At 62.0% G+C, this 15,537-nt stretch carries 14 protein-coding genes; 5 read left to right on the top strand and 9 right to left on the bottom strand.

Features of this window, described 5'->3' with window-relative positions; all coding sequences use genetic code 11:
- Positions 1-60 precede the first annotated feature (60 nt).
- From C9I57_RS04135 to C9I57_RS04125, 3 genes are all read right to left on the bottom strand, one after another.
- Complete coding sequence (locus C9I57_RS04135; protein WP_258187491.1) at positions 61-1,281, bottom strand: NAD(P)/FAD-dependent oxidoreductase; 1,221 nt, start codon at positions 1,279-1,281, stop codon at positions 61-63.
- Positions 1,282-1,406: 125 nt separating this feature from the next.
- A complete protein-coding gene (locus tag C9I57_RS04130; protein ID WP_107149391.1) occupies positions 1,407-1,868 on the bottom strand; it encodes a carboxymuconolactone decarboxylase family protein in 462 nt (153 codons plus the stop codon).
- Position 1,869: 1 nt separating this feature from the next.
- A complete protein-coding gene (locus tag C9I57_RS04125; protein WP_107149390.1) occupies positions 1,870-2,307 on the bottom strand; it encodes a cupin domain-containing protein in 438 nt (145 codons plus the stop codon).
- A 100-nt stretch (positions 2,308-2,407) separates the two neighbouring features.
- Between C9I57_RS04125 and pdxR the strand changes: the two genes are divergently transcribed.
- On the top strand, positions 2,408-3,814 hold the full coding sequence (gene pdxR / locus C9I57_RS04120; RefSeq protein WP_440130176.1) for a MocR-like pyridoxine biosynthesis transcription factor PdxR: 1,407 nt from the start codon (positions 2,408-2,410) through the stop codon (positions 3,812-3,814).
- 250 nt (positions 3,815-4,064) lie between these two features.
- On the opposite strand, the gene C9I57_RS32625 is transcribed toward pdxR, so the two are convergent.
- Both C9I57_RS32625 and C9I57_RS04115 read right to left on the bottom strand, forming a co-directional pair.
- Positions 4,065-4,217: a hypothetical protein gene (locus tag C9I57_RS32625; RefSeq protein WP_181321741.1), complete on the bottom strand. Its 153-nt coding sequence runs from the start codon at positions 4,215-4,217 to the stop codon at positions 4,065-4,067.
- 205 nt (positions 4,218-4,422) lie between these two features.
- Complete coding sequence (locus C9I57_RS04115; RefSeq protein ID WP_107149388.1) at positions 4,423-5,535, bottom strand: extracellular catalytic domain type 2 short-chain-length polyhydroxyalkanoate depolymerase; 1,113 nt, start codon at positions 5,533-5,535, stop codon at positions 4,423-4,425.
- Between the two features lie 351 nt (positions 5,536-5,886).
- Here C9I57_RS04115 and zwf point away from each other — a divergent pair, with 351 nt between their 5' ends.
- Positions 5,887-7,362, top strand: coding sequence for a glucose-6-phosphate dehydrogenase (gene zwf / locus C9I57_RS04110; RefSeq protein ID WP_107149387.1), 1,476 nt, complete (start codon positions 5,887-5,889; stop codon positions 7,360-7,362).
- 40 nt (positions 7,363-7,402) lie between these two features.
- On the opposite strand, the gene C9I57_RS04105 is transcribed toward zwf, so the two are convergent.
- On the bottom strand, positions 7,403-8,215 hold the full coding sequence (locus C9I57_RS04105) for a glucose 1-dehydrogenase (protein ID WP_107149386.1): 813 nt from the start codon (positions 8,213-8,215) through the stop codon (positions 7,403-7,405).
- A gap of 357 nt (positions 8,216-8,572) precedes the next feature.
- On the opposite strand from C9I57_RS04105, the gene C9I57_RS04100 reads away from it, so the two are divergent.
- Entirely contained in the window at positions 8,573-8,995 is a 423-nt protein-coding gene (locus tag C9I57_RS04100) for a DUF4148 domain-containing protein (protein WP_107149385.1), read from the top strand.
- A 173-nt stretch (positions 8,996-9,168) separates the two neighbouring features.
- Positions 9,169-10,188 carry a PRC-barrel domain-containing protein gene (locus tag C9I57_RS04095; RefSeq protein ID WP_181321722.1) on the top strand — a complete coding sequence of 340 codons (1,020 nt, stop codon included), beginning with the start codon at positions 9,169-9,171 and terminating at the stop codon, positions 10,186-10,188.
- A gap of 348 nt (positions 10,189-10,536) precedes the next feature.
- Here the strand turns inward: C9I57_RS04095 and C9I57_RS04090 are convergent, their stop codons facing one another.
- Entirely contained in the window at positions 10,537-10,698 is a 162-nt protein-coding gene (locus C9I57_RS04090; protein WP_107149707.1) for a DUF1328 family protein, read from the bottom strand.
- Positions 10,699-10,909: 211 nt separating this feature from the next.
- Between C9I57_RS04090 and C9I57_RS04085 the strand changes: the two genes are divergently transcribed.
- Positions 10,910-12,814: an AAA family ATPase gene (locus C9I57_RS04085; protein WP_107149384.1), complete on the top strand. Its 1,905-nt coding sequence runs from the start codon at positions 10,910-10,912 to the stop codon at positions 12,812-12,814.
- A 19-nt stretch (positions 12,815-12,833) separates the two neighbouring features.
- Here the strand turns inward: C9I57_RS04085 and C9I57_RS04080 are convergent, their stop codons facing one another.
- Positions 12,834-14,174: a 2-hydroxycarboxylate transporter family protein gene (locus tag C9I57_RS04080; protein ID WP_107149383.1), complete on the bottom strand. Its 1,341-nt coding sequence runs from the start codon at positions 14,172-14,174 to the stop codon at positions 12,834-12,836.
- A 134-nt stretch (positions 14,175-14,308) separates the two neighbouring features.
- Complete coding sequence (locus tag C9I57_RS04075) at positions 14,309-15,514, bottom strand: CaiB/BaiF CoA transferase family protein (protein WP_107149706.1); 1,206 nt, start codon at positions 15,512-15,514, stop codon at positions 14,309-14,311.
- Between the last annotated feature and the right edge of the window lie 23 nt (positions 15,515-15,537).

Raw genomic sequence — 15,537 nt, 5'->3', positions numbered from 1 at the left:
CGGTCACTTCGTAAGAGCCACAGCAAGTCGGTTCAATGGGACCAGCATCCGGCGCATTTGTTATCTTGCACCGTAGAAATGGCGGTACTGCCACGCGGCCTTGTTGATCAACTCGTCGTCCGGCCACGGGCCGTTTCCAAATCTGCCTATCGATAGCGGCGCTAGATCGATAGCAGGGGCACCGTCGATGATCCACGCGGCGAGCATTTCCCCCAATGCCGGGGCGATCGAGAGTCCCGCAACATTGCAGCCGCTCGCGAAGTAGAAACCCCGAACCGCGGGGGAAGGGCCGACGATGTGCTGGCCATCGGCTGTCATCGTTGGCAGCCCGCCACGATGCTCGCGGACCGCCGCCTTCAAAAGGATCGGCAGCTGGGACTCGACGTCCCGAGCGTAGTGCCACAGAATCTCTGCGTCGAGCGACAAATCCTTGACGTCAAAGTTGGGACCCAAGTCATCCACGTCGAAGAATTTCGGATTCTCTTCGTAGACTCCCCAGAGAAATCCTCCGTCGCAAGGCCTCATATACACCGCGGCATCCATAATTCGGACCATCGGTAATTCGGCTCGGGCATCGGACACGGGTTCGGTGACGAACAATTGCTGCGCTGTCGTCACAAGGGGAATTCGAATGCCGCTGGCTTCGGCCACTTGTCGCGTCCAGGCGCCGGCTGCATCGACGACGACTGGAGTTGCGATGTGGCCGCGTGCGGTATCGACCCCGGCCACTTGACCGTCTTCAATCAGGACGCGCGTCACTGCGGTATTCGGCAACAAGACCGCTCCGTTTGCCTCCGCTGCGCGAGCAAAGCCGACGGCCAGTTGGGCGGGATTGAAATACATGTCGTCGCCGATGCGCATCACTGCGGCGATCCCTTTTGGTTGCAGAAACGCGTTGAGCCGGTGGGCCGCATCGGCGGAGAGTTCGTCGACATCCAGGCCATGGCGCCGGCCGCGAAGGATGTCTTCTTGGATGACCTCGGCATCCACCGGACGGCGCGCTACCTTGAGGCTCCCCGAGTGCACCCAATCGAGCGGTTGACCGGAGTCCTCGGAGAATCGCCTGATCTTGTGCGCCGCCAGCTTGATCAGGTCGATCATCAAGTCGCTCTTGCGCAAGCAACTGACCATGCCAGCCGCTCGTGGTGACGTCTGTGAGCCGATTTCGAGACGCTCGACCAAAGCGACCCTGAGAGCGCCTCTCTTTGCGATGTGGAACGCTGTCGCCGCTCCTAGCCCGCCGGAGCCAATGACGATCACGTCTGCCGATTCGATCATCATGCTTCTCCTGTCGGCCCAGAGCTGGCGCTTCAGCGCTTGCTCTGGGCCCATCCGAAGCCGGCTGTCAGGCCAGCCGAGTCGCCTCGCGATCGACCGCCCGGCCAGGCTGGACGCTTCGACGTCGATCAGCCGTCGTTCTCCATGACAGCCTGTGGCGTGTTGCGAAAGCTGATGGCCATCCGGTTGAACGCGTTCATCAAACTGATCGCAATCGTAAGATCCACGATTTCCCGTTCGTCGAAAACAAGACGTGCGGCTTCATACGCTTCGTCGGGTATGCCGGTCTGCGCAACGCGCGTCACCGTTTCCGCCCAGGCGAGGGCGGCACGCTCGCGCTCGTCGAAGAGATTGCCCGCTTCGGCCCATGCCTGGACCAGCGTCAGCTTTTCGAGCTTCTGCCCTTTGGCGAGCAGCGCCCGCGTGTGCATATCGAGACAGTACGCGCAATTGTTGATCTGCGAAACGCGCAAATAGACCAAGTCGACCAGCACCTCAGGGAGATCGCTCTTTGCCACATACCCGTAAACGGCGCCGAGCGCCTTCACGCCCGCCGGCGCGATCTGTGCGTAATCGAGGCGTTTGCTCATTTCATTCTCCTTCCTTCAAGGGTTGAGTCAGGTTGCGATCGTTCGTATCGACGACGAATACGGCAAGCAGCTTGGCGGGCTCGGTGGCGCTGGCATTCCGGCTCACACGATGCACCGATCCGGGCTGCTCGTAGAAACTCTGGCCAGCGTGCAACACGCGCTTGGGTCCATCGTCCACCTGCGTTTCAATGGTTCCCGATACGACGTATGCATAAATGAACGCCGACTTGGCACGCATGTGTGGTGGTGACGCTGCGCCCGGGGCATAGTCGACGACGACCGCCACCATCGACTTGCCCGGAATATTGGAAATTGAATGCTGAAAATTCGGCGTCACTGTCTCGCCGGGAGTACGTGCCATGGCGGGCGCCGCGAGCGTGACGGCGATCGCGGCGGCCGTCGCGGCGCAAGCGGAGTAGAGGACGGATCGTAGCTTCATGTCAGTGGATCTCCTGGAAGTGCTTGTTATTCTGAGTTCGGTCTAGGCTAGAAAAAAGCACCAAGAATGAACAATTTTTCTGTACCATGCTTCGATGGTCATGCCGCTCTCCTTAAAGCTGGATCGGTTCGCGAAGACATCGCTGACCGACCAAATCTGCAAAGGCATCAGCGCCGCAATTGAAAGCGGGGTGCTCGTGCCGGGAGCACGCCTGCCATCTTGGCTCGATCTCGCGGCTCAATTGGGCGTCGCCCGCGGTACCGTGCGTGCCGCCTATGAGAAACTGTCTGATGCGCAACTCGTCGTCGCCTCGCGCGCCGGAGGAACGCGCGTCGCGGATCGGCCTCGCGTAGCGATGCAGCTGGATGAGGCGCCCGATCCCGGATCGTTCTTTGAAACGTACCTGGAGCTCACAGCGGGTCCCGCAATTTTTCAAATGGGCGTGCCCGCACGGGAAACGTTGCCTGCGAAGCTCTTCACGCGGGCACGGAACTACGGCGTGCTCGCCGAATCGAGCAGATCGACCCTATACCCCGATCCTCGCGGCGAACTCGAGTTGCGACGCGAAATCGCGGCGTACCTTGCGATATCGCGCGGCATCGTTTGCTCGCCGTCCCAGATCGTCATCACGAGCGGCTTCAGTGGCGGGCTTGGACTGACGCTTGGCGTACTCGGCCTGGAAGGACAAAAGGTATGGGTCGAAAACCCCGGGTTTCCGTTTACACGACATGGATTGGGGCTCGCGAGGTTGCGGCTCGCACCGATCCCTGTCGATGCCGACGGAATCAACGTCGACTATGGCCTGCAGTATGAACCCGATGCGGCGCTGGTTCTGGTTACGCCAGGGCAGCAGGCGCCGCTCGGCGTCACGCTTTCGCTTGAAAGGCGCCTGCGGCTTCTCCAGTGGGCCGCTCAAGAGCGCGTGTGGATCATCGAGGATGACTATCTGAGCGAGCTTCAACTGAAAGCGCGCGCGGCACCTGCGCTTGCCTCGCTTGACCGCGCCGGGCGCGTGATCCACATCGGATCCTTCAGCAAGACCATCAGCCCGGCATTACGCCTCGGCTTCCTGGTCGTTCCTCCAGCATTGGCATCGCGGTTTGCGGAAGTTACCGCTTGCCTTACTCCGGCGCCTTGGCCGTCGATACAGCTCGCAATGGCGCGATTCATGGGCGACGGGCACTATATGCGCCATCTGCGCCGCACAAAGCGTTTCTATTTGGCTCGACGCGAGGCATTGCTCGAGCACCTTCAGCGGCGCGGCATGGAGACGGTGACGCCCGGACTGGCCGTGCTTTTGCGATTGCCCGACGGTGCATCGGATATCTCGATCGCGAGGGATATGTTCCAGTTCGGACTGGCGCCGGCGCCGCTCTCTCCGTGGTACGCCGTACCGGCATCGGCGCGATCCGGTCTTTTGCTGGGCGTGGCAACGGCGCCCGAACGACATCTGGTACGTTCGTGCGACCAACTGCAGGCTGTCATCGAGCGCCACATCGGCCGATAGTCCGTGACCGCGGGGCGCGCCGCTCCTGCTCGCGCTCGACAGCAGGCTGCCTACGGCGGGCTGGCTCAACGTCGTCGGCTACGTTTCTTCCGCTTCGGTGGGGGAAGCGCAGCGGACCAAAAGGTCGCGATTTGGCGCTTTGCCTCTGCGGTAGCCCTGCCGCGAACCGACCCGAGCACCGCGTTAGCGCCGCTTAACCACATGCTCAAGAACGGATTCTTCTTTGTCCAAGGGTTTTTCATGCCATTACTCAGACGCCATATCCGGAAGCGCGCATCAACTGCCGCGACAGCTCGCTCTCCGGGCCTTCCGCGTCGAACTGCGCGCGAAGTCTCTCATCTTCCCTGCGGGTGATGCCGCGCTGCATGGCGACAATAAGCGCAAAAAGGGCCACGAAAAACATAGTTGTAAGCATCCCATTGCTCCTGGTAAGTCAGACCGGACATATGCCTGTCGACGGTCGAACGCGATCGCATCGCAAGTCACCGGTCTTCGTGCCTTATCCCAATGAGGCGCATAGCGCGGGCCTGAATGCGTTCAACGGAAGCTTGCCGAAGTCGGGTCGCAACGACATGCGAGTCGCCGACTTGAACCGCCTCACAACGGTTCTACGGTAGGCCAGTCACGCGCTGCACCATCGCGTAGAGTACCGACATCTGCAAGCCGCTCTTGAGTGCATAGTTCGGGTCGTATTGATTCGAGTAGCCCCACCAGTCGAAGCACGCGTTTGGGTTTGTCGGCCCCGGTGCCGACGATGGTATGGTGTCAGGATAGACGACCACCAGTTTGTTCGTGTCGGCCCATTCATCGATGCCGGCCTCGGTGACCCAGCGGTTGCCGATAAGCGATGCCTCCTGCAGACAGCCGTGGAGGGCGAGCACGAATCCGCACAAGTCCCCTTGCGCACAGGCTTTCGGAACGAACACGCTCCCCGTCGAGCTCATCGAAACGTTTTGCGATGCTCCGAACTCAGTTTGGTCGAACGTGGACAGCGTCCCCGAAAGCTTGCCGTCGTTGCGCGGTTTCAATGAGCCTAGGAACATCGTCAACCACGTCTTTACGGAATCGTAGACCACGCCGTTCACCGAACAGCGAATCATGTAGGGGCTGCCGAGCGTGCCGCATGCAAGCTCGCCGTCAGGCGATTCCCAGCCGTGCTCGGCGGGAAACGTATTATCGAAGCGAACATTGGCCCCGTAATGCTGGTATTCCGAGTTGAGGTCGGCCATCTCGAGCGGATTGACGACTTCGTCTTGCGTGCCAGACCAGAGATAGACGGGCTGCCCGCGCAGATTCATGGATGGATCGATGGTGCCGAGGGACGATTGCGTATCCAGATACGCCTCGGATTCCGTGAGCGTGCTGTTGTACGACGCCTGATTCGTCGGAAGCGTCAAACCGCCGCAGTTTGCCAAAGCTGTCGCGGCGCCTCCGGCGCCGGCACACCAGTACACCCCGCCAGCGTAAATCGCGGCCCCTTTGAAAGTCGCAGAGTGAGCAACGTGCATCTGCACGGCCGCGAAACCGCCAGACGAAATGCCGGCAACGAAGACCTTCGTCGGATCGATCTGGTAGCGCTGAAGTTTGATGACCTTCGATGCAGCATGGGCGGATGCGCCGACATCCGTACTGGCCGAATCCCCACCACCCCCGCACCCGGCGAGGGCGATCGCCAATACCATTGCGGACGCTAACCGTAGGCCTAACGCCATGGTTCTCATTGTCGTCTCCTCTTCAGCGCGCAATAAGCCAACAAGACAAGCAACGTCGTCGCTCCGCCCGTCGAACTACTGGCCGTCCCAGCCTTCCACCTTCGACTCGCCAATCGAAGCTGTCGCCAGTAGCTGATTGATGATTGCGGCGTGCGATGTGTAGCAAGAATCGCTCCTGTGGCGCAAGGCTGCTGCTGTCCCGAGTCCTGCCGTCAGCGATCGACAATCCCTGCCACGCAATCTCAGGACTACTGATCAAAACTGCTAATCTACGCGGCTGACGACGCAAATGTTCGGAGCGCGCCTGACAGGCGTGCTCGGTCCCTCATTGACCAGGATCGATTCACCAAACAGACGACGATGAGCACTCCCGCATCCTCTTTTGCGCCCGACCAGTCCCTGGACATGGTCATTTTCGGCGGCGCCGGCGACTTATCGGCGCGCAAGCTTCTTCCGGCGCTCTACATGGCGCACCTGCACGGCAGTCTGCCTGCCGACACGCGCATTGTCGCCGTCAGCCGCAGCGACTGGACACGCGAGCAGTACCTGAAGTTCGTCGAGGACCGTTCGCGGCCGTTCGTCGACACGCACGCGCTGGATCCACGGACCTGGGAGAGCTTCCTCGCCCGTTTCGATTACACCTGCGTCGACATCGGCGTCGCGGCTGACTACGAGCGTCTCGTCGCGGCGACGCGCCGCGACGCGTTGCGTGTGTTCTATCTTGCGACCGCATCGAGCCTGTTCGAAACGGTCTGCGACAACCTCGCCGCATATGGGCTCGTCGACGAGCGTGCGCGCGTCGTGCTCGAGAAGCCGCTCGGGCACGACCTGGCGTCCGCGAAGGCGATCAACGCGGCGGTCGGGCGTCACTTCTCGGAAGACCGGATCTATCGAATCGACCATTATCTCGGCAAGGAGACGGTGCAGAACCTGATGGTCTTGCGCTTCGGCAACTCGATCTTCGGGCCGCTATGGCAGGCACCGCATATCAAGAGCGTGCAGATCACTGTCGCGGAGTCCGTCGGCGTCGGAAGCAGGGCGGGGTTCTACGACGGAACGGGCGCGATGCGAGACATGGTTCAGAACCACCTGCTGCAGCTGCTCTGCATCGTCGCCATGGAGCCGCCGGTATCGCTCGATCCTGATGCGGTCCGCGACGAAAAGCTGAAAGTGCTGCGCTCGCTGCGGCCGATGACGGCGGAGACGATTGCGCGCGATACGGTGCGCGGCCAGTACGCTGCGGGCGCGGTGGACGGCGAGACGGTCAAGGGATATCAGGACGAGGCGGGCGTACCGGCGGGCAGTAGGACGGAAACCTTCGTCGCCTTGCGAGCACAGATCGACAACTGGCGGTGGGCTAACGTTCCGTTCTTTCTGAGAACCGGGAAGCGCATGCGGGAGCGACGCTCCGAGATCGTCATCGATTTTGCCGACATGCCTTTTTCGATCATTCCGCGCGGCCCATACGGTCACGCGAATCGCCTCGTGATTCAGATTCAGCCGGAAGAGTCGATCCAATTACAGATGCTCGCCAAGGAGCCGGGCAGCGGCATGCATGTCCTGCCCGTGAGCCTGAACCTCGATCTTCAGCAGGCGATGACCGGGCGCAGGCCCGAAGCGTACGAGCGCCTACTGATTGACGTGATCCGGGGACGACTGACGCATTTCATGCGGTGCGACGAACTCGAAGCGGCCTGGAGCTGGGCGGAGCCGATCCTCAACGAGTGGAAAGCACTCGGTGACAAGCCGCGCAGCTATTTCGCCGGCACCTACGGGCCAGCGGCATCGTCGGCGTTGGTTGCCCGCGAGAACATCGCTTGGGCCGAGGATGTCTGAGCGTCGTCGAGGCGGGTCACCAAGCGGCGTGAGCTTGGGCTCAGCCTCCTGACGCAAAACCGGGGTACAACGCCATTCCGCCATCGACGAAGAGCGTCGTGCCGATCACGTAATCCGCCGCATCCGACGCCAACCAAGCCGCTGCCTCGGCCACATCATCGGGTTCTCCGATTCGGTTGTAGGGAATGAGCTTCAACAGCCGGTCGGCCGCATCCTGCTGTTCCCACGCTGACCGATTGATATGGGTTTTGATGGCCCCCGGCGCAATCGCGTTGACGCGAATGCGTTGGGGCGCGACTTCCTGAGCGATGCTTTTGGTCAGCTGCATGATGCCGCCCTTGCTTGCGGCATAGTTCGCATGGCCAGCCCACGGTATCAACTCGTGAACGGAGCTGATAAAAATGATCTTTCCCGCGGCGGGCGAAAGTGAAGGATCGACGCGCTGACGAGAGAAATATCGGACGGCTTCCCGGGCGGCGAGGAAATAGCCCGTCATGTTCACATCGATTACCGCGCGCCATTGATCGAGCGTCATGTCGGCGATAGCCGCATCGCGTTGGATTCCGGCATTGGCCACCACGATGTCGAGCCGGCCGAAGCGGGCGGCACACTGCTCGAATAGCTGCTGCACCTCTGATTCGTCGGCGACATTGGCGCGTACGGCGAAGGCCTGGCCGCCCTCGGTCACGATGGAATGTACGACGTCATTGGCCCGATCGGGACTGCTGTGAAAGTTGACACAGACTGAGGCCCCGCATCGCGCCAGCTTCCGCGCGATGGCGGCGCCGATCCCTGAGCTCGAGCCCGTCACGAGCGCCGCCTGCCCCTTCAAGGTCATGTTGCTTTCGCCCATTTTGCGCCTCGCTTGCTGAACACTGCATGTAACCGATGTGGACTATCAGCTTTGTTCGCAACCTATGGGCCAGGGTGCCGTACCTCGTCATAGGCGTACAGGCACCCGGTTCGGCCCCTGCCGGACGTGATTCGGCGAGGAAGCAGCAGAACGCTTATCAAGCGCTGTAACCGCAGCGGGCTTCGAAACGAACTTACGGTGTGACCGCGCGAGCGCACTGCGACCCAGAGCGATGCCGGTACACGAGGTGCAGGACTATCCACTAGCGTTTGGCCGGCTCGCTCTAGGAACTGGTGCCGCGTTTCGGTGAAACGCCGCGGCCGGTGCCGCTCGTCGGGACGGCACAGGAGACTGATCATGAAAGCTTCGATTCATTTGAGCTCGCACGCAGTTCCGGTGCTTCGCGCCATGATTCCATTGCTTGCCGTTGGCGCATTCGCCGTACCGGTAGCGGCGCAGCAGCAGACCACCGTTACGCGCGCGCAGGTGCGGGCCGAGGTGGCCGAGCTGATCGGGGCCGGCTACAACCCGTCGGACCGGAATCATTATCCCGACAACCTGCAGATGGCCCAGCAGCGAGTCCAGGCGCAACACGGCGCAAGCGGGCAATCCGCTCCTCAGAGCGAGCCTGTCGCCGGTACTTCGGGCGCGGCGATGACCAACGAGGCGGTTGGAGGCGCGAAGAGCGGGACATCCATGTCGGGCGGCCCGCAATCCGACGTGATCTCGTCGACGTGCCACGGATTCCCTGTCTGCACGTCAGGTTTCATGGGGAGATAGCTGAACTTTTCCGGGCCTCAGTTCCGCTGACATCAGACCCATCGACAGCATGGCAATAGCCATGGCGAGAGGGTTACACTCGGGTGCAGGATTCACTTCTTTCGAATTGCACTCGATTGCACCGACCGACGCGCGCGTTGGCGCGTCGGTTCGGGTCCTGGGAGTTCCAGCTGATGAGGCCCGGTTTCCAACGTCCGGTCGCGGCCCTGTACTGCCTGATCGCCGTGCTGGTCGCTCTGCTTTCGGGCTGCAGCTTCACGCGCGTCGGACCGCCGGCGCCGATCGTGGAAGAGTCCGTCATGCTCGAGCCCGAGGTGGCGGCGAGCGCGCCGCCTTCGGCTGAGCCGGTCCAAGAGGCAAGCACGACCGAAGAAGCGAAAGCGCCCGCGCCAAAGAAGCCGAAGCACGTCATTTTCCATCCACGCAAGCCAGAGGAGGTTGCGCCGCCGGCCCCGCCACCGTCGCCGCCGCCGCCACCGGCACCTGTACCTCAGCCGCTCATCACGACACGGCTCATTGACCGCGCCAGCACGCGCGCGCTCCTCGGTACCGAAGTGCAAAAGCCCGACGGCAAGGTAGTCGGCCGAGCCGTCGACATGGTGGCCGACGCAAGCGGCAAACCAGTCCAGATCGTGGTGAACTTGCAGGGCTTTCTCGGTGTCGGCGATCGCAAGGCTAGCTTTCCATGGTCCGCGATTCGCGTGAATCCGGCCGCCAAGACCGCGCCCATCACGATCAACCCCGTGCCGGATCACCCGAACCCCGCCCCCACGCCCACTGCGCCGCAAGGCGGCCCGTTGCCCGCCACGCCGGCGGAGCTGCTCATCATCGACGCGACAGTGCAGCGCCCGAACGGTTCGCAGGTTGGCCGCGTGGTCGACGTGCTCATCGACGCCGCCGCGCACCCGCAAGCGGTGGTGCTCGATGTGAGCAGTGGGATAGCGCCGCGCCAGATGATCGCCGTCAACTGGTCGGCGCTGCATTTCGTCGCGAAGGAAAAGGCGCTGCATGCGCAAATCGACATGAACGAAGCGCAGGTCAAGGCCTCGCCGCCGTACGCTGCCGATAAGCCGGTACAGGCGGTATCGCCGTTCATCGCGGCCGCACCGCAATCGCCGCCTTCGCCTGCATCGCCCGCGCCGCTCGCCGGCGCCAGCGAGAAGGCAGCCGCCGTCGCGAGCAGTCCCAAATGAGGGGGCGCGAGGGCGGAGCCACACTGATCCGCTGTGCGAGCTGCGATATCCGCTGTAGCGGCACATGAGCCGCTAACGACGGGAATCTGCCTCTGCCTTCGATGGGCGAAGCATCATTGAGCAGGCGTTGAACGCGAAAAGGCCCGTTGTGAGTAGACGCGCGTACCGGGAATCGCCCGACACCGACGGAAGCGTTTGACACGATCGTCAAGGGAGTTCAGCCAAGCGAACGCGGCCCATCGCAGGGGCAAAGCCAGTCGTTATCCACACCCGAGCGCCGGCAAGGGCTGATTATGCGAGCACAAGCCGCGTCGCATCGCGAGGCGGCTTTGCTCGCGCACCCGGGCTTTACCGTCTGACCAATCCCATGATCAGCATGACGACGAAGATGACGACGAAGATGAAGAACAGGACTTTGGCAATGCTTGCCGCGCCGGCGGCGATTCCGCCAAAGCCGAATACCGCGGCAACGATGGCGATGATGAAAAATATCAGAGCGTAGTACAGCATGATGCTTCCTCCGTTCCGGTCCCATTCGATCGGGCGTACTTGATAAAGAGCAAGCGGTGTTCCCTCGTCGATTTGCCGTTTCGCAACCCGTGGAGCGCTGGCATAATGCCATTGATGCACCGCACATAATCGGGGTCGCACAATTTTTTTCCCTCCTTTTATCAGACCTTAATGCTGGTCTGAAGGTCTCGAAGTTTCGGAAGTTCTGGTAATGAAACCGGCAAGAAATTCGTGGTGGTCACGAATCGGCAGATACGTGACGTTCGGCGTGATCGCGGCGCTGCTTGCGGCAGCGCTGGTGTGGTTCCTATGGCAACAGCACGAGCGCCACATTCAAGGCCGTCCATCCTTGACGGGAATGGCGAATGAAATGCGAACCGATTCGTCGGCGTGGACGCGCGACGAAAAAGACGCGTCGACGGTGTTGCGCGATATCGAGCGGCACGATGTCGTTGCAATCGGCGCGGGCCGGAACGCGATTCTCGTTTCGACGACGGACGGCCGAAAGTATTTCGTCGCGGACCAAAACGCCGCCTTCGCGAGCGCCTTGATGCCCACGATCATGAAAGCGGCGAGCGACTCGTCGTTTCAACTGATCTTGCTGCCGGATGTCGACGTCGATATCGGCGCGGTGCGCTGGTCCGATGTCATCGACAGGACACGCGACGCATTGAGTCTGCTCTTGCCGGTTCTCATGATGGCCGGTCTTCTATGGTTCATGCGCCGCGAGGTGAAAGGCGGCGCGAGCCTGCTTCAGCAATCGCCCGAACTGAGCTTCGACGACGTCATCGGCGCCGGTGAAGCCAAAGCCGCGCTCGCCGACGTCAAGGCCTGGCTGACCGATCCGATGCAGTTCACCGGCATGGGGGTGCGCGCGCCCGGCGGCGTGCTGATGACGGGTGGTCCGGGTGTCGGCAAGACGCGCCTCGCACAGGCGCTTGCCGGCGAATGCGGGGCGAACTTCATCGCCATCACCGGAAGCTACTTCAGCGCGAAGTACTACGGTGTGGGTATCCAGAAAGTCAAGCACCTGTTCGAGCTCGCCCGCAAGAACGCGCCGACCGTCATCTTCATCGACGAAGCCGATGGTCTCGGCAAGCGCACCGATGCCGGCGCGGGTCCCGTCGAAGCAGAGAGCAATCGCATCATCAATCAGTTGCTGGCGGAGATGGACGGCTTCGAATCGAACGCGGGCGTGATCGTGGTCGCCGCGACGAACCACCCGGACAATCTCGACGAAGCGCTGCGCCGGCCGGGCCGTTTCGATCGCACGGTGCAGGTTCGCCTGCCCGACCTCCACGATCGCGTGCATATCCTGCGCTTTTACGCTACCAAGCTGAAGTCGAAGGCGGATGATCTCGATTTCGAGCAGCTCGCGCGGCTGACGACGGGCTTATCGCCCGCGGCGCTATCGACGATCGTCAATCAGGCGGGCCTGATTGCGCGTAAATGCGGTGACGACAAAGTGAGCTCGACGCATTTCATCGAGGCGATCAAGATTGCGCGCATCGGCGACGTGAACGGCGCTGAACGCGCGCTGTCGGACGACGAGCGTACGCGTATCGCCGTCCACGAAGCGGGCCATGGCCTCGTGGCTGCATTGCTCGGCACGGGCGTGCTCGAGGAGATTACGATCATGCCGAGAGGCGGCGCACTCGGCGTGGCGCTGGTGACCAAGCGCCAGGACAAGCACCTGTACCGCGAGACGGAAATGCGCAACGAGATCCAGGTGCTGCTCGGCGGGCGTAACGCGGAATTGCTCGTTCTCTCGGAGGCGTCGAGCGGTGCCGCGCAGGATCTGCAGGAGGCATCGCGGATCAGCCTCGACATGGTTTCAAAGTTCGGATTCAACGTCGACGGCAATCTGTTCAGCCTCGCGGCGCTCCCGCAGCAATATGCCGGTTTGCAGCTGAAGAATGCGATCCAGCACGCAAATACCCTGCTGAAGGAATTGAACGACGAATGCTACTCGCTGCTTCGCGCGAACGAACCGGTGCTCCGTGCGATTGCGGACCGGTTGCTCGAATGGGAGACGGTGGCAGGGGAGACCGTCTATCGCCTGATCGAAGACCATGCGGCAGCAGTGAAGGGAACGGAGCGAGTATTGACGGCGTAGTGCTGGTACGCGCTCACTTCTAACGCAGGTACGCGAAGACAGCCAGCGCGGTCATCACGGTAACGGCCCCGCCGATGCGCGTCGCGATTTGCGCGAATGGCATCAGCTCCATTCGGTTGGCGGCTGTCAGGATCGCGACATCGCCGGTGCCGCCGAGGCCGCTATGCGTTGCATTCACGATCGCCGCTTCCACGGGATACATCCCTACCATGCGTCCAACGAAGAATCCGGTCAAAGTCAGTGCAAGCACCGTCGACACAGCTGTCGCGATATTGATCCAGTGAAACGCGGTGATGATTTCGCCCCACGGTGTCATTGCGACGCTGATCGCGAACATCAGCGGATAGGTGACGGCCGTCGAGAAGAAGCCATACATGAAGCGCGCTCCACCCCGCACGCGTGGGGACACCACCTGAAAAAGCTGCGCTGCGACCACGAGCACCAGCATGACGACCGGAGCGGGCCAGCCGAACAGTTGATGGCTCAGCACGCCTAGTAGATAGAGTGCGATCGCCGTCGCACCCGCTGCGGCGACCGAACTCACATCGAATTCGAACGAAGGCGCGGCAGCTTTGGCGGTGCCCTCAGCCGATCCGGCGATGGTGAGTTGGCCATTCCCGGTCAGCTTGGGCTTGCGCGTGCCGAGGTAGCTAAGTAGACCCGCGCAGCAGATTGCAGCGATATTACCGAGCATGACGGCCGAGAGCACCTGCGCAAAGAGCGGTCCCTGTTCGACACCGAGAATCTGCGCATAGCCCGCGGATAGCGGAAGCGCGCCCTCGCCGACACCGCCCGCCATGATCGGCATGACGACGAAGAAAAGCGCGTGCTTTGCTTGCATGCCGAGCGCAACGCCCACGCCGGTCCCCACTAGCGCCGCGACCACGGAGCCGCTCGCAACCGGAATGAAGATGCGCACGAAGCCTTTGATCAACGTCTGCCGGTCCATGCTGAGTACGCTGCCCACGATGATCGCCGCGATGAAGAGATAGAGGAAATTGGAACTCTTCGTGAAGTCGGTGACCGCTTTGATGACTGGCGCGGGCATCAGCTTGTAGTAGACGAGCATCGACGGAATGAACGCTGCGAAAATCGATGTCGCGCCGATGTGGCGAATCCACGGAATGCGTTTTGCGAGTTCGGCGCATGCGAAACCGCCGACCGCCACCAGCGCAATACCGGTGGGCAGGTCCGAAGCGAGCTTGCCCTTTGACGTCATCGCGGCGAGCACGGCCAGTAGCGCGAAAAACACCGGTACGGGCAGAGCGCCGATGCGCGTGTCGAACAGGCCCCACCAGCGCTCCGTCAGCGATTTTCGATGGGCCTCTGCCGGTGTGGGTTGAGTCGTCGCTGATTCCATACGTCTGTCTCCGTTCGATTTATTCATGCGTGTCCGTTAGACCAGCAGCAACAGCGCCATGCCGTAGACCACCGTGCCGAGCAGAAAAGTCATCACGGTGAGGCCAAGTACCTCGAACGCCATCGCTGATCTCCTCACAGCACCGCGCGCTTTGCGCGCAGCGACTCGATGGCCTCGTCGGTCCAGCCGAACTCGCGCAAGAGCGCTTCGGAGTGCTGGCCGAATGCGGGCGCGGCTGCTGGATCGCGTCCAGGCGTTGTGCCGAACCGAATAGGATGCTTGATGCCGCGATAGCTGCCGATGCCCGGATAGTCGAAGCGGGTCACCATGTCTTCCGCCAACACTTGCGGGTCTTCGAACATGTCTTCGACACTGCGCGCGGCCGCACAGGGGACGGCGTCGCCGAAGTGCGCTTCCCATTCAAGCGCGGTGCGCGCCTGCAGTGCAGCGTGCAACTGCGGAACGATTTCGTCGCAATGCAGCGCGCGCTTGCGCACGGAGTCATAGCGTTCGTTCTGCGCGAGCGATTCGAGGCCGGTCTTCTCGCACAGCGATTGCCAGAAATGCGGCGTGTTGGCCGAAATGTACAGATAGCCTTCGCGTGTCGGATGGATGCCGGTGATGCCGCCAGAACGCATGTCGCGGCTGACGTCCTTCGGTTCGCCCTGGGCCCAGATCATGCGAGCCGACTGCATCGCCAGCGCGCTGCGCAACAGAGATACGCCGACATATTGCCCGGCGCCGCTGCGCTCGCGCTCGAAAAGCGCCGACGACACACCCGCCGCGACGAGGGCGGCAGCGTAGTAATCGACCACCGATCCGTACAGAATCTCGGGCGGTCCGCCGCGCTTGCCTTGCAGCGTGCACATGCCCGTCATCGTTTGCAGCACCTGGTCGTAGCCGGCCTTGTCCTTGTTCGGCCCGGTGTCGCCGTAGCCGGTCACCGCGCAATAGATCAGGCGCGGATTGACCGCGCGCAACTGCTCATAGGCGATACCAAGCCGCGCGGGCACGCTCGGGCGAAAGTTGTGGACAAGCACATCGGCGGCTTCAACAAGGCGCATCAGCACCGCGAGCGCCTCCGGCTGCTTGAGATCGAGCACGAGGCCACGCTTGCCGCGATTCACTCCGAGGAATGCGCGGCTTTCTGCTTCGAGCGTCGACGGATATTTACGCAAATTGTCGCCCGTGGGCGGTTCGATTTTGATGACGTCGGCGCCCTGATCGGCGAGCAGCGTGCATCCGTATGGACCGGCGATATACGCGCTCAGATCGAGCACGCGCACGCCCGTGAGCGGGTCCGCGCTCGCGGCACTGGAGTGATTGGCCGATGCTTGCATGTGATTCTCCATCTGATCGAGCG

It is taken from the genome of Trinickia symbiotica (assembly GCF_003028655.1).
Lineage (GTDB): Bacteria > Pseudomonadota > Gammaproteobacteria > Burkholderiales > Burkholderiaceae > Trinickia > Trinickia symbiotica_A.
The sequence above is the reverse complement of the archived record's forward strand: the minus strand, read 5'-3'. Positions and strand labels throughout refer to the sequence as shown.